This is a genomic window from Rhodohalobacter sulfatireducens (assembly GCF_022012475.1).
In the GTDB taxonomy this organism is placed as follows: domain Bacteria; phylum Bacteroidota; class Rhodothermia; order Balneolales; family Balneolaceae; genus Rhodohalobacter; species Rhodohalobacter sulfatireducens.
Window position 1 is genome coordinate 21,103 of record NZ_JAKLWS010000036.1, and the last position, 20,916, is coordinate 42,018.

18 protein-coding genes are annotated in these 20,916 nt (G+C 42.1%); 7 read left to right on the top strand and 11 right to left on the bottom strand.

The window, feature by feature from the left end; genetic code table 11:
• Positions 1-13: 13 nt before the first annotated feature.
• The 3 genes from L6773_RS18435 to L6773_RS21515 all read left to right on the top strand — a co-directional run bounded on the left by L6773_RS18435 (position 14) and on the right by L6773_RS21515 (position 2,282).
• A complete protein-coding gene (locus L6773_RS18435) occupies positions 14-862 on the top strand; it encodes a 3-hydroxyacyl-CoA dehydrogenase family protein (protein WP_369431600.1) in 849 nt (282 codons plus the stop codon).
• Positions 863-1,011: 149 nt separating this feature from the next.
• The gene (locus tag L6773_RS18440; RefSeq protein WP_237856005.1) at positions 1,012-2,028 is read left to right on the top strand and encodes a threonine aldolase family protein; all 1,017 of its coding nucleotides are present in this window, start codon (positions 1,012-1,014) and stop codon (positions 2,026-2,028) included.
• 125 nt (positions 2,029-2,153) lie between these two features.
• Positions 2,154-2,282, top strand: a complete 129-nt coding sequence (locus tag L6773_RS21515; protein ID WP_255727794.1) for a hypothetical protein — start codon at positions 2,154-2,156, stop codon at positions 2,280-2,282.
• A gap of 195 nt (positions 2,283-2,477) precedes the next feature.
• Here L6773_RS21515 and argJ read toward each other — a convergent pair whose 3' ends face one another.
• The 9 genes from argJ to L6773_RS18485 form a co-directional block, all read right to left on the bottom strand.
• On the bottom strand, positions 2,478-3,689 hold the full coding sequence (gene argJ, locus L6773_RS18445; protein ID WP_237856006.1) for a bifunctional glutamate N-acetyltransferase/amino-acid acetyltransferase ArgJ: 1,212 nt from the start codon (positions 3,687-3,689) through the stop codon (positions 2,478-2,480).
• The gene (locus L6773_RS18450) at positions 3,683-3,919 is read right to left on the bottom strand and encodes a hypothetical protein (protein WP_237856007.1); all 237 of its coding nucleotides are present in this window, start codon (positions 3,917-3,919) and stop codon (positions 3,683-3,685) included. The genes argJ and L6773_RS18450 overlap by 7 nt, the downstream gene beginning before the upstream one ends.
• Positions 3,920-3,978: 59 nt before the next feature.
• The gene (argC, locus tag L6773_RS18455) at positions 3,979-5,016 is read right to left on the bottom strand and encodes an N-acetyl-gamma-glutamyl-phosphate reductase (RefSeq protein ID WP_237856008.1); all 1,038 of its coding nucleotides are present in this window, start codon (positions 5,014-5,016) and stop codon (positions 3,979-3,981) included.
• The gene (locus L6773_RS18460) at positions 5,003-6,253 is read right to left on the bottom strand and encodes an aspartate aminotransferase family protein (RefSeq protein WP_237856010.1); all 1,251 of its coding nucleotides are present in this window, start codon (positions 6,251-6,253) and stop codon (positions 5,003-5,005) included. The genes argC and L6773_RS18460 overlap by 14 nt, the downstream gene beginning before the upstream one ends.
• A 193-nt stretch (positions 6,254-6,446) precedes the next feature.
• On the bottom strand, positions 6,447-7,346 hold the full coding sequence (argB, locus tag L6773_RS18465) for an acetylglutamate kinase (RefSeq protein ID WP_237856011.1): 900 nt from the start codon (positions 7,344-7,346) through the stop codon (positions 6,447-6,449).
• A gap of 894 nt (positions 7,347-8,240) precedes the next feature.
• Positions 8,241-8,675, bottom strand: a complete 435-nt coding sequence (locus L6773_RS18470) for a type II toxin-antitoxin system VapC family toxin (protein ID WP_237856012.1) — start codon at positions 8,673-8,675, stop codon at positions 8,241-8,243.
• On the bottom strand, positions 8,672-8,866 hold the full coding sequence (locus L6773_RS18475; protein ID WP_237856013.1) for a hypothetical protein: 195 nt from the start codon (positions 8,864-8,866) through the stop codon (positions 8,672-8,674). The genes L6773_RS18470 and L6773_RS18475 overlap by 4 nt, the downstream gene beginning before the upstream one ends.
• Before the next feature lie 146 nt (positions 8,867-9,012).
• Positions 9,013-11,187, bottom strand: coding sequence for a Tex family protein (locus L6773_RS18480; RefSeq protein ID WP_237856014.1), 2,175 nt, complete (start codon positions 11,185-11,187; stop codon positions 9,013-9,015).
• A gap of 113 nt (positions 11,188-11,300) precedes the next feature.
• Entirely contained in the window at positions 11,301-12,062 is a 762-nt protein-coding gene (locus L6773_RS18485; protein WP_237856015.1) for a hypothetical protein, read from the bottom strand.
• Positions 12,063-12,240: 178 nt separating this feature from the next.
• On the opposite strand from L6773_RS18485, the gene hisN reads away from it, so the two are divergent.
• Together hisN and L6773_RS18495 are read left to right on the top strand one after the other, a co-directional pair.
• Entirely contained in the window at positions 12,241-13,017 is a 777-nt protein-coding gene (gene hisN, locus L6773_RS18490) for a histidinol-phosphatase (RefSeq protein ID WP_237856016.1), read from the top strand.
• A gap of 1 nt (position 13,018) precedes the next feature.
• Positions 13,019-15,325, top strand: coding sequence for a hypothetical protein (locus L6773_RS18495; RefSeq protein ID WP_237856017.1), 2,307 nt, complete (start codon positions 13,019-13,021; stop codon positions 15,323-15,325).
• A 74-nt stretch (positions 15,326-15,399) separates the two neighbouring features.
• Here the strand turns inward: L6773_RS18495 and L6773_RS18500 are convergent, their stop codons facing one another.
• Together L6773_RS18500 and L6773_RS18505 are read right to left on the bottom strand one after the other, a co-directional pair.
• On the bottom strand, positions 15,400-16,692 hold the full coding sequence (locus tag L6773_RS18500) for an ABC transporter permease (RefSeq protein WP_237856019.1): 1,293 nt from the start codon (positions 16,690-16,692) through the stop codon (positions 15,400-15,402).
• Positions 16,689-17,615 (bottom strand): ABC transporter ATP-binding protein, encoded by a 927-nt coding sequence (locus tag L6773_RS18505; RefSeq protein WP_237856021.1) that lies wholly within the window; start codon positions 17,613-17,615, stop codon positions 16,689-16,691. Before L6773_RS18505 ends, L6773_RS18500 begins: the two co-directional genes overlap by 4 nt.
• 443 nt (positions 17,616-18,058) lie before the next feature.
• Between L6773_RS18505 and L6773_RS18510 the strand changes: the two genes are divergently transcribed.
• Both L6773_RS18510 and L6773_RS18515 read left to right on the top strand, forming a co-directional pair.
• Positions 18,059-19,495 carry a glycogen synthase gene (locus L6773_RS18510; protein WP_237856022.1) on the top strand — a complete coding sequence of 479 codons (1,437 nt, stop codon included), beginning with the start codon at positions 18,059-18,061 and terminating at the stop codon, positions 19,493-19,495.
• A gap of 4 nt (positions 19,496-19,499) precedes the next feature.
• Entirely contained in the window at positions 19,500-20,777 is a 1,278-nt protein-coding gene (locus tag L6773_RS18515; protein ID WP_439653434.1) for a glucose-1-phosphate adenylyltransferase, read from the top strand.
• Positions 20,778-20,916 lie beyond the last annotated feature (139 nt).

A 20,916-nucleotide genomic window follows, 5' to 3' on the forward strand; every position in this document is an offset into this window, starting at 1 on the left:
GAAGATGAATGACATAAAAAATGTATCTGTGATTGGCGGAGGAACAATGGGAAATGGCATTGCTCATGTCTTCGCTATGAGTGGCTTTGAGGTGACACTGGTTGAGGCGAAACAGCAATTTCTTGATAAAGCACTGGATGCGATCGAAAAAAATCTGGACAGAATGCTTTCGAAGCAGAAGATCTCGAATGATGATAAGAAAGCCACACTTCAAAGAATTCATTCTACTCTGAACACGGTAGAAGGAGTGATGAAAGCAGACCTTGTCGTAGAGGCAATTCCGGAGCAGTTTGACCTTAAAAAAAAGGTATTTCAGGAAGTAGATGAAAATGCACCAAAACACACGATCTTAGCTTCGAATACATCATCTATTTCCATCACAAAATTGGCGGCTCAGACCAAACGTCCTGATAGATTCATCGGGATGCACTTTTTCAATCCCGTCCCGGTAATGAAGCTGGTTGAAGTAATCAACGGATTGGAAACGAGTGAAGAGACCACTCAAACTGTTATGGGTCTGGCCGAAAAACTTGGAAAAGTTCCTGTTTCGGCTGATGATTCACCCGGTTTTGTATCGAATCGTGTTCTCATGCCGATGATCAACGAAGCTATTTTCTGTGTGTATGAAGGAGTAGCAGAACCGGAAGATATCGACCAGGTTATGAAACTGGGAATGGCTCACCCGATGGGGCCGCTGCGACTCGCTGATTTCATCGGACTGGATGTCTGCCTCGATATTTTGAATGTTTTGTATGATGGGTTTAAAGACCCGAAATACCGTCCCTGTCCGCTGTTAGTAAAAATGGTAGATGCAGGAAAATTAGGAGATAAAACGGGTGAAGGATTTTTTAAATACGATTAAATTAAAAAGAGAACCTGCGAATGTCCGTCAGGTCCTTGCAGAGTTCGAATTGGCGGTCGATTTGTGACTCTTTCAGCCCAGAACCTTAGGGGTGAAAAACCCAAATATTAAATCAACATTTATCAATCAAAATTCTACAATTCAAAAGAATGATAGATTTACGAAGCGATACCATAACACGCCCAACACCCGAAATGCTGGAGGCGATGACCCAGGCGGAAGTAGGGGATGACGTGTTTGAGACGGATCCGACGGTTAATAAATTTCAGCAAAAAATGGCTGATCTGTTCGGGATGGAGGCCGGGCTGTTTGTGCCGAGTGGAACGATGGGAAATCAGCTCTCTCTTCATCTGCTCACCAAGCCCGGCGATGAGGTAATTATCGATGAAACGGGGCATGTGTTTAACTACGAATCCGGTGCAGCAGCTCACCTTTCCTCTATTCAATTAAGGCCTTTGAAAGGAGATCGGGGGAAGCTAAACAGAAAATTGATAGAACCGGCGATTCGGCCCAAAAATGACTGGGATCCACATACCAGGGTTATAGCGATTGAAAACACAACAAATAAAGGGGGAGGAGCATACTACAAGAAGAATGAACTCATTGAAATTCATAAACTTGCCGATGAACATCATTTGTCTGTTCATCTTGATGGGGCAAGAATTTGGAATGCGATGACCGCATCGGGAATTCAGCCAGAATTTTTCAGCACCATTGCGGATACCATTTCAATCTGTTTCAGTAAAGGATTGGGGGCACCTGTTGGTTCAATGATACTTTCCTCAAAAGATAGAATTAAAAAGGCACGACGGATTCGAAAGATGTGGGGAGGAGGTATGCGACAAATTGGTTTGCTGGCAGAGGCAGCGGATTTTGCAGTAGAGAATCACTGGCCGCTTTTAGATGATGATCACAAACGGGCCAAAGAGTTTTCAGAAGCAATTTCAAAAAATCCGGCTTTTAAAATTGATCTCTCAACTGTCGATACAAACATTGTTCTGTTTGATGTGGTGGGAGAAACGGCGGATAAGGCTATTCAAAAATTCTCAGATCAGGGAATTGTGTTCGTACCTTTCGGCCCAAAAACCATACGCGCAACTTTCCATTTTCAAGTGGATGATGAAGATTTAAAGAAGGTGCTAAAAGTAGTTGAAGAATACTCGTAAAACGGTTCGCTGAGCCGTTTACCATTTACTGAATCGGCTGCCAAATTCTCTGCCTGGCGCAAGTTTGCAACTTGTGCTGGTTCAATGAGCCTAAACTACAGACTTGAACCAGTTCGGGGGTTGGGATGAAACGGGTCGGCGACCCGTTTTACTTTAGGTTTTATACACTTGTGCCGGTTGAATGGGGCCAAGTTACAAACTTCAACCAGTTCGGGGGTTGGGATGAAACGGGTCGGCGACCCGTTTTACTTTAGGTTTTATACACTTGTGCCGGTTGAATGGGTCCAAGTTACAAACTTGAACCAGTTTGGGTCATGTATACACCACAAACTCGAATTTTGGACTGTGCCTGGCGCAAGTTTGCAACTTGTGCTGGTTGAATAAGCCTAAACTACAGACTTGAACCAGTTCGGGGGTTGGGATGAAACGGGTCGGCGACCCGTTTTACTTTAGGTTGTATACTCTGCGTTAATTCTTACATACTCGTAAGAGAAGTCAGATCCCCAGCCGACCGCTTTTTCATCGCCCTGGTTCAAGTCGATCATGATGATAATGTTTGATTCATTCATCACTTTTTTGAGCTTCTTCCGAACACCATCGATCGGCTGCCCTTCTTTTACAACCTGTTCCATCTTATTGATTTCAGCACCGATGTAGAGGTCTACATTTTCTGGATCGAACTCAATACCGGATCGGCCGGCGGCAGCGATAATTCGTCCCCAATTTGGATCTGATCCAAAAATGGCTGTTTTCACAAGATTGGAGTTAGATACAGTTCGGACAACCTGTCGTGCTTCTTTCTCTGTTCTGGCTCCTTCCGTGTGATATTCAATCAGCTTCGTGGAACCTTCGCCATCAGAAATAATGAGTTTAGCAAGGTGGGTACAGAGCTGTTCAAGATTGGCCAGAAACAGATCATAATTTGCATCTTTTTCGGTGATCTTCTCATTTCCGGCCTCTCCATTACACATGATCGAAACCATGTCGTTTGTAGAGGTATCACCATCCACTGTAATCATATTGAAAGATTTATCCACGGCAGTTCGAAGTGCTTCATCAAGAAGTTCCGGGCTGATGGCAATATCACAGACTATAAAACCCAGCATCGTACCCATATCTGGATGAATCATACCGGAACCTTTGGCAATTCCGGCCATGTTGATCTCTTTTCCATCCACAGAAAAAGAGGTAAAGCCTTCTTTGGCAAATGTATCGGTTGTAAGAATGGCGTTTGCGGTCAGTGACCCTGCAATCACCCGGTCTGACAATTTTTTTACACATTCCTTGATTCCCTTCACAACTTTTTCGGTAGGAAAGGGCTCGCCAATCAAACCGGTGGAAGCAACCAATACAGCTTCTTTTTTGATTTTTAATTCTTTGGCAGTTGTCTCAGCCATCGCAACCGCTCCTTTCCAGCCTTCTTTCCCGGTACATGCATTTGCATTTCCGGAATTGATGATAAAAGCCTGCGCCATTCCATCCTTAATGTGCTGGCGACTCAGTTTTATCGGTTCCGCGGCCACTATGTTTCGGGTGAAAACGGCCGCTGCTGATGCCGGTACTTTTGAGTAGATCAGGGCGATATCTCGTCGTTTAGATTTGATCCCCATATGGGCACCCCAGCAAGTAAATCCACGAACGTGAGTAATGTTATTTAACATAGTTTTAGTGTATAAAAATTATTTTGGGAAAACGATTGATTGGTAGGCGAAACAGAGAAGACATAATCTGCCTTCTCCAAAAGAGAAGAGTTTAGACCCGCCTGCCGGGAGGAGCTGTACGTACCGGTGGTGTTGGATTGAGGAAAGAATTTCCTAAATCTTGGTTCACTGGCAATATGTTGAATGGACTGTCTTGCATTAGCTTCCGTGATGATAAGAAAAAAATCCATTTAAATTCAGCTTTTTTTGTTCTCTTCTCTTTGTCGAAGAAAAACAGGTTCAAACCATCTTATGGGTTAAGCGGAATTTGCTTCAATCCGGTCGATTCAATGAGTCCAAATACGATATTCATATTTTGGACCGCTTGGCCGGCTGCACCTTTCACAAGATTGTCGATGGTCGAAATCGTTATGATTTTGTGTGTGCGTTCATCATAAGCTGCGTGAATATCACAATAGTTGGATCCACGAATATTCTTTAGCGACGGCGGAGAGTCGAAAACTCTTACAAAATGTTCCTTCTCATATACTGAATGGAAAAGTTCTTCCACCATCTCCTTATTTACTTCTTTCTTGGGAGTGCTGTAGGTAGTCGTTAAAATGCCACGATCAATTGGCAGCAGATGAGGGGTGAATAACACCTCTGTTGTATATCCACTGTAATTTAGAAGTGTGTGTTCAATTTCGGGTGTGTGCCGGTGGTTGACTAATGAATAGGCAGAAAAATTACCAAATACGTCCGGAAAATGAAGACCCTCTTTAGGTTTAGCCCCGGCCCCGGTTACACCGGATTTTGAATCAACCACAATGGAAGATGGGTTGATATATCCCTGTTTGATCAGCGGTGCAAGTGCTAAAATGGCTGATGTCGGATAACAACCCGGATTAGCAATCAATTGTGCATTTCGAATCTTATCACGAAAGAGTTCAGGGAGTCCGTATACAGATTGCTCCATATACTCTGCAGATACATGATCTTTTTTGTACCATTTTTCATAAACGCTTTGTGATGAAAATCTGAAATCACCGGATAGATCGATAATGATAAAATCATCCAAACCGTGTTCTTTTACGAAATTCATCGACACGCCATGGGGGAGTGCGAGGAAAACAAGATCTGGTTCATACTCATGTACATCATCAATCGAAACCAGTGTGATATCTACGAGATCCTGGAAATGTGGATGTATATCTGTGATTTTTTTGCCGGTATAGCTCTCGCTGGTTACAAATTCAAGAGTTACATCGGGATGATGCGTAAGGAGCCTGACTAATTCTGATCCTGTGTAACCGGACGCTCCTACAATTCCTACTTTATGCTTGGCCATTCTTCTTTTCTACTTCTTTAATCGATTCTACGAGTACGTCTACAATTTTATCCAATTCATCTTTGTTGATGATGAGTGGTGGGACCAGCCGAATCACATTTCCTGAGGCACAGTTTGAGAGGATTCCCCTGTTGAGCATCTCTTTTACAACATCGCCGCCGGGAAATGCCAGTTCAACGCCAATCATCAATCCTTTACCGCGAACCTCACGGATAGCGTTCCAGTGACTTGAATGATCAGAGAGTCGCGTTTTAACATAATCTCCGCGAACCCTGGCTTTCTCACAGATATCCTCATCCAAGATTGTTTTCAACGTTTCAACAGCAGCGGCACAAGCCAGCGGATTGCCGCCAAATGTGGTGCCATGGCTGCCGTGATCAAACGCTTTAGCGAATTCCTCCTTGGCCACTACTGCACCAATTGGGAACCCGGATCCCAACGCTTTTGCAAGAGGCATAATATCTGGTTTGATTCCATAGTGCTCGTGGGCAAACATCTTTCCAGTTCTCGCGATACCACATTGTACCTCATCAAAGATCAACGGAATTTCATGCTGATTGCAGAGCTTCCTGGCCGTTTTCAAATATTCAGGAGTTGCCTCAACAATACCGCCTTCTCCCTGGATCGGTTCGATGATAATCGCTACAGTCTCTTCATCAACAGAATTTTCCAGTTCTTCCACATCATTCATGTGAATATGTTTGAAGCCGGGAGGAATTGGACTGTAACCTTCCTGGTATTTCTCTTTCCCCATCGCTATGGTTCCAAGAGTTCGTCCGTGAAACGAATTTTGCATACTAATGATCGTTCCGGTCTTACCTTTTTTGTATGAATAGCGTCGGGCAAGTTTGATGGAACCCTCAACGGCCTCAGCACCGCTGTTACAGAAAAATGCCTTGTCAAGGCCTGAAAGCTTCACCAGCATTTCCGCGAGGTTACTCTGCGGTTCGTTGTAGTAAAAATTGGAGACGTGAATCAGTTTTTCAGCCTGTTTCTGAATCGCTTTCACAATTCGTGGATGGGAATGGCCAAGGCTATTTACGGCGATTCCCGCAAGTGCATCGATATATTCATTGTGCTCGTCATCCCAAACTTTGGAGCCCTTTCCCTTTACCAAAGCGATAGGGTAGCGTCCATAGAGGTCAAAATGATATTTTTCGGCTTTCTTTTGAGCGGGTTCTTTACCGAAAATGCTTTTCACAGTTTTGAAAACTTTTCCGGGGATGTTTTTGGCCATGGTTTTATAGAAATTGAAATTTTTAATAATTGGTAGTCATCGGATGAGTGTATAGAGCAAACATTTATTTTTAATTTAAACACTCATCCGATAACTCATTAAAGTAATTATATGACAGCAAGAGAAAATACAATGTCTCAACATACACTCATCTGATGACTCTCAGACTTCGATGTTAAGACTTTGAAAAATCTTAGTTTTTGATCTCAGTTCCAAGTTTATCATCAGTCAGTAAGATACGTAATAAAAGCTCCGTTTTCGTACCGTTAATTATGTGAGATGATTTTACGCCTTTTTCGATGGCGATGAGACAGGCTTCAATTTTTGGGATCATACCTCCCTGTATGACTGATCCAAACAGATCGCGCGCTTGATCGGAGGTAAGTTTAGAAATAATCGAATCCGGGTCATCAATATTTTCCAGTAATCCATCAATATTTGTCAGAGCTACAAATTTCTCCGCTTTCAATGCACCCGCCATATGACCGGCAAACATATCGGCATTGATATTATAGCTTTTCCCATTTTTACCGGATGACACAGGAGAGAGGACCGGAATGTAATCGGCATCTACCAACGTTTTGATCAATTTGGTGTCGATTTCATCAACATCGCCGACAAAACCCAGGTCGTGCTTCTCTTCAGATCCGTCAGTTTCAACAATGTGAAATCGTTTTTTGGCACGCACCATGGAGGCATCTCGTCCCGAAATTCCGACGGCTCTAACATTACTTGCATTCAGAATTCCAACCAACTCTTTATTCACCATACCACTGAGGGCCATTTCTACATAACCCATCGCTTTTGCATCCGTTTTTCGATGTCCGCCGACAAACTCGGAAACGACTCCCACATCATCCAAAAGCTGTTTAATCTCAATTCCACCGCCATGCACAACCACCACTTTTGCGCCGAGCTGGTTAAGGATAGAGATCTGAGAAACGATTTCATGTTTAGTCTCTTCATCGGTTAAAGCATTTCCCCCGGCCTTGATAAGAATGAGTTGGCCTTTGAGTGATTGCAAACGTTGATCATCTACTTCAAATGAAAGAGATGAAAGTACGTTGTCGATTTTGTTCTGATTTTCAGACAATTTGATAATCCAATTTCAGGTTAAAATTGATTTTAAGCCTGTAAAATAAAAGACTTTAGGCAAATGTCTTATGGAAGTTTTGATAAGAAGTGTTATCGGATGAGTGTTCACATCCAGCAACAATTTAAAGTTGTAAATTTCTTTAGGTATGAGAAAGTAAAGAGGTGAAATGCAGTTTTTCTCGGCGTAACCCTGCGAACACTGCGGTTAAGATTAAACCGCTGTGACGCTGAGGAACGCAGAGAGTTTATCTCATTTAGCTTTTAGAGATGTGAAGTTTAGGGATCAAACAGTCATCTAAATGATTAGATGGCATTATCCAATACCAGGATTTCCAAACTTAATTCCTTAATCGATGACCAACCGGCTTAAACCAAAGCCAGCCCAATCCGTCCGCGTTCCACGGAGTTGGCCTTTGAGTGATTGCAGACATTGATCATCTACTTCAAATGAAAGAGATGAAAGTACGTTGTCGATTTTGTTCTGATTTTCAGACAAGTTGATAATTCAATTACAGGTTAAAATGTTTTTAAGCCTATAAAATAAAAGACTTTAGACATGAGAAAGTAAAGAGGTGAAATGCAGTTTTTCTCAGCGTAACCCTGCGAACACTGCGGTTAAGTTTAAACCGCTGTGACGCTGAGGAACGCAGAGAGTTTATCTCATTCAGCATTTAGAGATGTGAGGTTTAGGGATCAAACAGTCATCTAAATGATTAGATGGCATTATCCAATACCAGGATTTCCAAACTTATTTCCTTAATCGATGACCAATCGGCTCAAACCAAAGCCAGCCCAATCCGTCAGCATTCCAGATCTAAATTGGTGATTTCTACATCGATGATATCTCGAACAGCAAACAAATTATTATGGGATATTCGACTCGTTATTAACATTAAGGCTCAACAAGTTCAGCTGAAGACAAAGACCAAACTCGTTGGAAAACCTGAATGTTATACGTAACAATTTGGTCTGCATCAATTTTATCAGCTGCTTTAGCGATCAAAGCATCATAAACAATGGCTCCAAGAAGTGATAATTTTTTCATCGTCTGTATAACGTTATAATAGTCTTCTGAGTCAAGTGAGACAGATTTGAAATTTTCTTTTATACTTTTTCTAAGCAGTTTATTTGCTTGGGTGGGGTTATAGCTCAAATACCGGCGGCCACTTGTGATGTGACGGAAAAACTCAGCTATCGAATGGTTACAAATAAAAAGTTGATCTCCGGCTTTTGATTTATCCAGAAAGAAATCAACCATGGGTTGATGATTCGGATGCTTTATCACAAATAGAGATAGAAGTGCACTCGTATCAAACAAAATCTTCATAATCCAACAGATCGTCGCATAACTGTGGAGACTCTGTCTTCGTGATCCTTCGGAAATGATCTGTCGATATCTTCTTTTTTAAAAGATGGACCCGAAAGCATAAAAAGACCTGTTTTGGGATCTTTTTTAACAGAAAATTGTGACTTCTTATGCACTTTAGGTTCAGATTTTTCTTTTTGTGCTTTACTCATCACGAAGCTTTTTTTTATTTCACCGGTTTAATGCAATATAGATAAACAGATTTATCATCTAAAAATTATATTGAAAGAGTCATTGGATGAGTGTATAAGCTGGATTTCTAAATATTATCAAAACCACTCAACCGATGACTGTGAAACTAAACCAATGCCAATCCAATCCGTCCGCGTTCCAGGTCTAAATTGGTGATTTCTACATCGATGATATCTCCAACGGCAACTACATCATGGGGGTCATTGACTCGTTTGTCTTTAGCCATATTTGATATGTGAAGGAGTCCGTCTTGCTTTACACCGATATCTACAAATGCTCCAAAATCGACCACATTTCGAACGGTGCCTTCCAGTTTCATACCGGGGGAGAGGTCTTCCATTTTGAGAATATCTGATCTTAACAACGGTTTAGGAAGTGATTCACGAGGATCGCGACCGGGTTTTTGAAGGTTTTCGATGATCAGTTCTAACGTTGGGATGCCCACCCCAATCTGCCCTGCTACCTCTTTTTTGTTGATCTCTGACAAAGCAGCTTCAATTTTCTTCTGCTCTTTAGACAGACTTTCTACATGGATTCCAAAAAGATTGCAAAGTTTTTCTGTAGACTCATAACTTTCGGGATGAATGGCTGTGTTGTCCAGGGGGTGCTCGCCTTCGGGAATTCTCAAAAATCCTGCTGCCTGCTGAAACCGAAAATCACCCACACCGCTAATTTCTTTAATCTCATCCCGATTTCCAATCCGCCCTTTTTTCTCGCGATATTCCACAATATTCTTTGCGACTCTTCTGCTCAAACCCGAAATATGAGTAAGCAGCTCCGAACTTGCCGTATTCAAATTCACTCCCACATCATTTACACAGCTCTCCACCACATCATCCAGTTTTTTGGAGAGTGCGGTTTGATTGATGTCATGCTGGTACAACCCAACACCAATCGATTTCGGATCGATTTTTACAAGCTCTGCCAACGGATCCTGAACCCTCCGGGCTATCGAAATATTTCCTCGCTGGGCGGCATCCAGGTCAGGAAACTCCTCCCGGGCAATCTTTGATGCAGAATAGACAGATGCACCGGCTTCACTGATAATCAGGTAGTTCAGCGTTTCATCCGGATTTTTCTCTTTTCGCTCCCGGATTACATCAGCAATGAACTTTTCTGTTTCACGGCTGCCGGTTCCGTTTCCAATGGCAATGAGTGTAACATCGTGCTTATTAATATACCGGTTTACAACCTCGGCACTCTCTTTAATTTTTTCCTGCGGTGGTGTTGGATAAATGGTTGATCCCTCCAAGTATTGGCCCGTTTCATTGACGATAGCCACCTTACAGCCGGTTCTGTACGCGGGATCGACCCCCATTACAACCTGGTCTTTCAGGGGAGGCTGCATCAACAGGTTTTTGAGGTTGGTTGCGAATGTTTGAATAGCGTGTTCATCTGCTTGTTCGGTGAGTTCATTTCTAAGTTCACGTTCAAGTGATGGAAACAGCAGCCGCTTGTAAGCATCTTCGACCGCATCCTGCAAATAGGGAGTAAAAATGGAAAGATCATTTTCGATCACTACATCATCCAGATTATCCAGTGTTCGATCTGTATTTAACTCCACATTCACAAAAAGAACATTTTCCCTTTCACCGCGATTTAACGCCAGTGTTTGGTGCGGTTTGATGTACTGCACACGATTGTTGAATTCGTAGTAATCCTCAAAATTTGTTCGCTCTTTTACAGCCGGATTTTTCTTTGAGCTGATCACACCATGTTTTCTCATAATTACACGAAGAGTATCACGCACATCCACAGACTCGTTGATCCATTCGGCCACAATATCTAACGATGTCGTTAAAGCTGTATCTGCATCCGGAATTTCGTTATCTTCGCTGATGTACTCTCGGGCATATTCAAGCGGATTTCCATCTTCAATCTCCTGAGCCCAAATCAGCTCTGCAAGCGGCTCAAGACCTTTCTCTTTGGCCATATCACCTTTTGTTTTTCGCTTCTTCTTGTAGGGAAGGTAAAGATCCTCGAGAGTCTGCATGTCTTTACAGGCTTTAATCTTCTCCTCAAGTTCCGGTGTGAGTTTATCCTGCTCTTTGATCGCCTTCAGGATCGTTTTCTTGCGATCTTCAAGTGTTCGATGGAATTCAAGCATGTCTCGTATGGAACGTAGTTGCTCCTCATCCAGGCCGCCAGTGGCCTCTTTCCTGTATCGTGCGAGGAAAGGAATGGTGGCTCCTTCATCAATTAAATCTGCTGTTGTTTTTACCTGTTTCTCGGAAAGGGAAAGCGTATTGGAAATTTGTTTAATGATCTGGGCTTCTGTCATAAAAATTATATCACTTCTCTTCTAAAAAAAATTTCTGTTGATTTCGTGATTTGAAAGGGAGGGAAATTAAACATCTGGCGAGTTAATCTCATAAAGAAATATTCGAATATTGATTACTCGTTGCCGGCAGTGATTTTTGATTCATAATGGGCAAGAAGTCGTACTAAATCTCTTTCTGATTTATCATCAAGGTCATTTTCATCAATAAACGTATATAACTCTTTTTTGGAATCGCCACCGAGTGCATTTATAATCTCTTTTGCTCGTAACCTACGCAGTTTATGCATTTCATTGCCAGGTATTTTTAGAAAATACTCAGTATCACTTTTATACCGGTTGGTTATTTTTCCCGTGAATGGATCTTGCCTGTTTCCTCTAACAAATTTTACTTTGTGGATGGCAAAAAGTTTAATGGCCCCGTTTTGATCGTACAACACCTGAACAGGGGTGGGTTCGGTAAAATCAAATTCGCTGTCAGAAACTCGAAACGTGTATTTTTCCTGAACGTTTTCAGATCGATCATAATCCCGGGGCGGTTCAAAAGAGAAGCCTTTTACATCTACGTTCTCAAGAATCATTATCTGGTCATCTTTTTTGAATAAAATTAGATTCTGTTCAAGGTCATAATTGATGGGTACTATTTCACTTTGGTTGCCAGAGGTAAAAAGAAAACGGCCCTTTTTAAATTCATCATTTAAAAGTGGGGTACCTTCAATATCGGTTGAATTGACTGAGTAGATTCGAGTCCCTCCAAGATGAGTCATCTCTGAAAGATCATAAGCACTTGTTTCCTCAGGCCCTACTTGTGCTTTCAAATCAACACAGAAAAGAATTAAGAGAAAAATAGATAATGGAATGGTGTGTAATTTCTTCATAATTAAATAACCTTGACTATGGATTTAGAGAGATGTTTTGAGATGAATAGATTATTTTTTGATTTGAATGGAAGGGAGTTCGGGTGTGATTTAATTGGTGATGCTTAAACCTGATCATTTTTAAAATTAAGTATATATTAAAATTGCCCAAATGAAAAGGCAAGCTAACAATTGAAGTATGAAAATATCACTACAAGAACTACAGAGCGCTGCTGTTGATTTTGCCGAAGAAGGTGGAAAATCAACGCTTAAATATTATAAGAAATCATTTGACCTTGAATTCAAGTCAGACGACACGCCGGTAACCAATGCCGATCGAAATGCGGAAAAAGTAATTCGTGAAAAGATCAACAAGTACTACCCGGAGCACGGCATAATCGGTGAGGAGTTTGGCACTGAAAATGAAGATGCCGATGTGGTTTGGGTTCTCGATCCTATTGATGGTACCCAATCTTTCATTCACGGTATTCCTTTCTATACCACGCTTATTGGTATCCTGGTGGAGGGTCAGCCTGAGGTTGGTGTGATTTACGCTCCAGCTTTGGATGAAATGGTTGCAGCTGCTACGGATTTAGGATGTACGTTGAATGGTTCTGAGATAGAGGTTAGAGAGTGTAAAGATCTGTCTAAAGCCACATTTTTGAGTACGGATGTTACAACCTACGAGGAACATGGATTCCAAAAACCACTTGAATCTTTATTGAAATCGACTCGCATTCACCGCACCTGGGGGGATGCATATGGACATATGATGGTTGCATCCGGAAGAGCTGATATTATGATTGACCCCATTCTAAGTATTTGGGATGCGGCGGCACTGTTGCCTGTTGTTTCGGAGGCGGGTGGCTCATTTACAGATGTACACGGTGAAAAAACCATCGAAACAGGAAATGCTATTACTACCAATACAACGCTAGCGAAGAAAATTATTCAATTATTTGATGAAGAATCCTGATATGAAAAAATTAAATCTACTCTTTTTTATTGTTCTCTATTTTGGGATTGCAAACCTCTTACATGCACAAGATTGGGATTATCCAAAATACCCAAAAATGGATGTTACCCTTCAGCATTTAAATGCAGACCTTCATATTGATGAATTTGGTGCTATTGAAGGAGATGTTTTGTACCGGGCAACGGTTAACATCGATGATCCCGATTCCCTGGTTTTTGATGCGAGCCGACTGAATATACTGGGGGTTTCAGTGAATGAGACTGAAAAAGAGTTCTCCGCGTCAAATGATCAGCTTGTAATCTACCTGGATGAAGTTTTTGCTGAGGAATCTGTACTGAACATCAGGATTCAATATGAAGCAAATCCTAAATATGGGGTCTTGAGAAATGTAAATCGAACCACATGGACCTCCCAACTTCCAAAAACTACACGACACTGGCTTCCGGTGATGGATCATCCCCGGGTCCAGTTTACTACAGAGTTACTTGTTACACATCCTTCGGGTCAAATATTGGTAGCAAATGGCCAAAGAGTTGAATCTGAAGTTGTAAGTGTAGAGGAAGAGAGAACCACTTACACGTCGAGCAACCCTATACCGGCTACATCACTGAGTTGGGTCCTGGGGGAATTGACTGAGCATTCATCGGCTACGGTTAATCGGAGTCGAACAAGCGGAACTCAAGCTCCCATCCGTGTACGGGTCTACACGGAGTCGGTATTGAATACTGAAACCAATTTGGCTGAATTGGGTGCGAATACTCTTCAGGCAATTCGTGATAAAGAACGCACAGCCTATCCGTACCAGGATTTGAGTATAGTTGTACTGGATAATGATTTCTGGGAGACTAAATCATACGCAGCCGGTACAGTTTTTGTGTATAGAGATCATGGAGATTTTGAGCAGCAGATACAAAGAGGTGTGTTGAGTCAGTGGATAGGTACCCAAATAAGGGAAGAGCAGTGGAGCGATGCCGATGCCATTCATGCTGCCCATGCAATCCTGGCAAACCAGATGTTTGAATTTGAGCCGGTAACTGAAACCGGGGAAGAGCCATATAATGTTTTTACTCTCCACAGCTTTTCAAAATGGTCTGATTTCTTTGCTGAAAATCAATTGCCACGTTTTAAAGCATCCCTTCAATCTTCTCTGAATAATATCTTGAACAATGGACAAAATATTTTGGGGTGGAGTGATCTTTCAGAAATCATTTATAATGAATCCGGCCAACCATTTTTTGAAGGATTCGAACCCGGTGAACTCGAAGTATCTGAAAAGGATACTATTGAGTATACGGCCGAAGTAGAGTGGAATGAGACGGATAATACTGTGCAGATCAATTTTGAGGCAGCTGATCAAATGGTAGACGAATTAGTGACCGTTGCTGTTGAAGAGATCACATTCCAGGGCACAAATCAACATGAAGTAACATTTACCGGGGCATCCGAGAGTTCCGTGATCAGTGTTTCATCCGGAATTGAAAATTTTAAACTGACGATCGAGGAACGGGATGACATTAATTTAAATGTTCAAAAACCGTTCATGTTCTGGATCAATCAACTGCGAAACGATATGGAGCCGGATGAGCGGGTCGAAGCAGCAAAAGGTCTTGCCAACTATACGGAAAATCCAGATCTGCAACTTGCTTTAGATGATATTCTACGAGTAGAATCTAACCCGCAGGTCTATGCAGAAATTGTCCGTTCACTTTCCAGGTTAACGGCCGGCGCCTCCGGGATGGATCAGCGTTTCCTGGAGTATTCATCCTCTCAGAGACACTCTGAAGTTCGTTTAGCTGCTGTTGAAGCTTTGGCTGATTTTCCAAATAATGAACAGATTATTGGTCGGCTGCAGAATATTATTGTTCAGTCAGGCCCCTCAAATCTTCAAAAAGCAGCCATTCAATCTCTTGCGGAAGTTACTGAAGCAGATCGTTTTAATATAATTGCAGGAAATCTCGTTTCACGCGAACCGGTTTTAAACAATGTGCCGCTATTGCTCGAATTACTTGCTGAAAAGGGCGAAACCGAGTCCGCTGTGGAGATGGCCTCTACATTTATAACGGATCAATTTCCATATGAAATTCGAAAAGAAGCCCTTGCTATTGTGCTGGATTACGATCGATCCTCATCGAACTGGGAGGAGAGATTGCCTGAACTCTTTTCTGATATTCATCCCGGAATTCGGTATATGTCGGCCTCAGCCCTTGAATATGTGAATTCAGGAACGCGAAACGATCTCGCAGAGCAGTTTATGATGGAAGAGTATGACGAGAGAGTGAGAAGAGTACTTGAAAGTGCTATGAATTAAATTAGGATTGCCCCAGAAACACAGAAGGCTCAGATTTAACCTTAAATCTATCTGTTTCTGAGGCTAAATTATTATTACTGGCGAATCCACTTCGCAATATCCTTGAAACTGGCTGTACCCCCGTAGCTGAGGATTCCCACTTTGTAGATTTTAGCACTCAGCCACATCGTCCCAACAAATGTAAGCACCATCAAAAGCATCGATAACCCAATTTGCCAGAAGGGAACCTCGGTGATTGCAATCCGCGTAATCATGACGATAGGAGAGAAGAACGGAACAAGTGAACTGATCACCGACAACATACTGTCCGGACTTCTCCATGCATGGAACATGATGAAATAGGCCAGCATAATGGGAATGGTAACAGGCATCATCAACTGCTGAGTGTCTGTTTCTGAATCAGCGGCCGATCCAATTGCAGCAAAAAGAGAGCTGTAAAGAATGTACCCTAATAGGAAAAACAGTATGAAGTAAACAATCAGGGACGTTTCAATGGTTGGTATATCCAGAAAAGCAGGTAATTCTGCTTGTTCGGGTGCACCCATCGCTTGCATTTGTGCTGACTGATCACTCATCATCGAAGCTGCCAACGGCCCGGCAATGCTCGACAATCCGACAAGAGCAATAATCCATATTCCGAATTGAGTGATGGCAAGTGCCCCAACACCCACCATTTTCCCCGACAAAAGTTCAATGGGTTTAACGGATGAGGTAATAACTTCAACTATTCGATTGGTTTTCTCTTCAATAACACCTCGCATGATATAACCGCCATATCCAAAAATTGCAAAGAAGATGATGAAGCCCATCGCCATCCCTACAATTGTAAAAAATGCCGTATCGTCTTCAGTCTCTTCACCTTCGGCTGTTAATCTCCGGGAATTCAGTGAGACGCTCGTTTCAAATATGTTTTGGATATCCTGAGATACTTCTGCCCTCTGAAGGCGTTCTTCGCGAATAACCTCTCTCATGTCAGACTGAATAGAATTCAAGAGCTGAATTCCACCACTTCCGCTGTAGATCAGTTCGAGGGTTTTATCCGAAGTGATATGCTCCTCGTCCAGTATCATATATCCTGTAATCTGCTCCTGCTGAACGAGTGTTCGGAGAGAATCTTCAGCCAGATCTGAATAGTCGGTGTATCTTTCTTCATTCATTTCTTCCAGCGAGGGGGCCAAGACTTCAGTCTGGTCAATAACCCCAATTTCGAACGTAATATCGCTTTCCCAAACTGAGATCAAAATTCCGATTCCAAACAAGACTACAAAGCCAACAGGAACCAAAATCGTTGCTGCAATAAATCCTTTACTTTTAACACGGGTGATGTATTCCCTTCGTAATACCAAATATACTTGTCGCCAACTCATGCTTGTAATTCTTCTTTATTTTTGATGTTGTCTTCGCCTACCGTAGAGATGAAAATCTCATTGAGAGAAGGTTCAACCAGTTGAAATTTGTGAATTTCAGCTCGTTCCATCGCTTTTTTCAGAATCTCCTGGTGATCCAACCCGTTTAATATTCTGATCTCAGCAAAATTGGTCGACCGGTTGTTGATGCGAATATCATCCAATTCATCCAAAAAAGTACCGTCGCCCTGGAACTCCAGGAGTACAGTGTTTTTTCCAAACTCTTTTTTGATACTTCTCAGGTTCCCGGTCAAAACTACTTTCCCGTTATTAAACAGGCAGATATCATCACACATCTGCTCCACCTGCTCCATTCGATGTGTAGAAAAGAGAATTGTTTTCCCTTTCTCACGGAGCTCAATTATGATCTCTTTTAATAATTCACTGTTGATGGGGTCGAGACCGCTGAAGGGTTCATCAAAAATGTAAATTTCAGGATCATGAACAATTGTTGAGATAAACTGGATCTTTTGGCTCATACCTTTTGAAAGTTCACCCACCACCTTTGAGTGCCAGTCACTGGCACTAAACCGCTCCAGCCAATAACGGATCTGCTTTTTAGCGGTTGAGGCGTCGAGCCCCTTGAGTTGAGCGAGATACATCAACTGTTCGCCAACTTTCATTTTTTTATAGAGTCCGCGCTCTTCCGGCATGTAGCCAATCATTTTTTGAGTTTTCGGACTTACTCGTACTCCCTGGATGGTAATTTTACCGGAGTCTTGAGGAATGATATAGTTGATCATGCGGATCGTGGTGGTTTTACCGGCCCCGTTTGGACCCAATAGCCCAAAAATGCGCCCTCTTTGTGCCTCAAAAGACACGTCATCAACCGCAACAGTTTTTCCGAATGTCTTACTTAAATTTTCTACTTCTATTGTAGCCATCTCTAATGTAGAGTCATGTTTTTGTTGAAGATTTGAAACTGCTTTTATTGAAGCAGTTACTATAGGAAGAATCTGAATTTATTAAAAGCCAGCTAAAGTGAAAAACAATTAATATCTACTCATTTTTTGCAATTTTGAATAAATTAAATACATATAAATTTGGTGATTTAATCCGGGTAAACGGGGCGATAAATTGAAATTTTGGAATGTTCAAGTACCCAAAAAGTCCCCGTTAAAAAGAATTGTGCAATGAAATATGCGCAAGGAGATTATTCTATTGAGATGAATATTTAGTTGTATAGGTAACCTTAGTTTTTCATGAATTTACGATGTTGATGTTTTTTGTGTTATCAAACCATAAACTTCGTTGCAGGTGACTCGATCTTTTTATTTCTTCTGAGTACGAAGAACCTGATTTATTGTTACTTGGAGAAAAAAAATATATGAAAATAGTTCACATTTCCGCGGAGTGTTACCCGGTAGCGAAAGCCGGTGGGTTAGGGGATGTTGTTGGGGCGTTGCCTAAATATCTTAACCAAGCCGGGCATAAAGCTTCGGTTATCATGCCTCACTATCACAATAATTGGTTGCAGGATGCCGAAACTGAATTGTTGTACGAAGAGCGCGCACCCTTCGGCCAGGCATCATTTGCATACAGGATCAGTAAGCTTGTAAACCCCGGTTTGGGCTTCGACCTTTTCCTGGTAGACATTCCCGGCCGGTTTGATCGGCCCGGTGTTTACCTTGATCCGTGGACGGGACACGGCTACTGGGATGAAAAAGAGCGGTTTTTTAGTTTTCAGATTGCAGCACTGGACTGGATCAATCACCAGGAAGAGAAGCCGGATGTGGTTCATTGCCACGATCATCATACTGCACTGGTTCCCTTCATGATGACTCAATCTTTTCGGTACGAATTGCTAAAAAACATTCCAACTGTTCTGACGATCCACAACGGGGAATACCAGGGTAAATACGATATTGAAAGTGCACAACTCCTGCCCGATTTTGATCATTACAAAACCGGACTGCTTGACTGGGACGGAAAGCTGAACTCTTTAGCTGCCGGGATCAAAACAGCATGGAAAGTGTCAACTGTTTCAGAAGGGTATATGGATGAGCTCCAGGAATTTTGTCACGGGTTAGAATATCTGTTATTGGCTGAAAGTGCTAAAACAACCGGTATTCTGAATGGTATTGATACGGAAATTTGGGATCCCTCAACCGATACTTACCTGGAAGAGCATTATTCACTGAGAAATTACAAGGTGGGGAAATCAAGAAATAAGGAAGAGCTCTGTAAAGAATTTGATTTGAACCCGGATAACCCTCTGTTCTCTTTTATTGGGCGATTGGTTCGTGAGAAGGGGGCAGATCTGCTGCCGGACCTGATCATGAAAGCCCATGAGAAAGGAATAGATGCAAATTTTATCGTTCTGGGAACCGGCGATCCGCGTCTTCATGAAATTTTCGAAAATCTTGAAAATCAATACACCGGTTATTTTGATTCCCGGCTGGAGTACAATGAGGGGTTGGCTCATCTAATCTATGCAGGCAGCGATTTTCTTTTAATGCCGTCAAGAGTGGAACCCTGTGGCCTTAACCAGCTTTATAGTATGAGATACGGAACAATACCGGTGGTTCGTAAAACCGGTGGATTGGCAGATACGGTGATAGATGTAGATGAAGAGGATGGATATGGATTTGTTTTTGAAGATTTTAAACTACAGGAAGCAGTTGAAGCCGTGGAAAGAGCAGTGGAATTATTTTCCAAAAAGCGCTTATTTGCAAGCAAAAGAAGACACATAATGAAATTAGATTTTTCGTGGACAAAAGCCGCAGAAAATTATATCTCAATGTATAAATCAATGAAATCGTAGAACTATGAGTATGGAAAACAAAACTATTGCGATTATTTTAGGGGGCGGGAGAGGAACCCGTTTGGATCCGTTAACACGCCACAGAAGTAAACCGGCGGTGCCTATAGCAGGCAAATACCGGTTGGTTGATATTCCAATTTCCAACTGTTTGAACTCATGGATCCGAAAGATTTACGTTCTTACCCAGTTTAATTCAGCATCGTTAAATCGACACATTAAGAACACGTACAATTTCGACCTGTTTTCTCACGGCTTTGTTGATATCCTGGCCGCTGAACAGACACCCAAAAGTACAAACTGGTTCCAGGGTACGGCCGATGCGGTTCGTCAATCACTGCATCACTTGTCAAACTATGACTACGACCAGGTTTTGGTTTTATCGGGCGATCAGCTTTACCAAATGGACTACAGAAATTTATTGAATGTTCATAAAGAGGAAGATGCGGATGTGACCATCGCCACCTTGCCGGTGACAGCAGATGAAGCTACCGGATTTGGCATCATGAAAACCAACGAAGAGGGAATGATCGAAAGTTTTGTCGAAAAACCCTCTTATGATGAGTTAAGCGAATGGTCCTCTGAAACCTCACCTGAAATGCAGCAACAGGGCCGCGTGTACCTGGCATCAATGGGTATCTATGTGTTCAGTAAAGAAATTATGCTCAGGCTTTTTGATGAAAATCCCGATGCTACAGATTTTGGAAAAGAAATTATTCCCAAAGCAATCGGTGAAGGAAGCAAAGTGTCCAGCTACTCTTTTGACGGTTATTGGACAGATATCGGAACCATCAGTTCTTTCTTTGATGCAAATCTGGATCTTACAAAAACGGTCCCTGAATTCAATCTCTATGATAATGACCAGGTGATCTATACCCGTGCTCGGTATTTGCCGGCATCAAAATTGACGGGAACCAACCTGGAACGAGTATTGATTGCAGAAGGATGTATCATAGAGGCCAGCCGAATTGAACGGTCCGTCATCGGAATCCGGGCTAGAATTGGTAAAGGTACAACCATCGAAAATTCCATTGTGATGGGGAATGATACGTTTGCTACAAAAGATGATATCGATCATCAATCTGATAATCGACCACTAATGGGAATCGGGCAACGATGTTTTATCAGCCGGGCCATTATCGATAAAAACGTCCGGATTGGTAACGATGTAAAAATCACGGGTGGACATCACCTCCAAGATGGAGAATATGATAAACACTCTGTCGTTGATGGCATCGTCATCATCCAAAAGGGCGAAGTGATACCGGATGGGTACAGTATCTAAGCTTCGAATGGAGTTTTGGAGTAGAGAACTAAATAACTAAACTTTTACTGGTTACTGGTTACTGGTTACTGGTTACTGGTTACTGGTTACTGGTTACTGGTTACTGGTTACTGGTTACTGGTTACTGGTTACTGGTTAC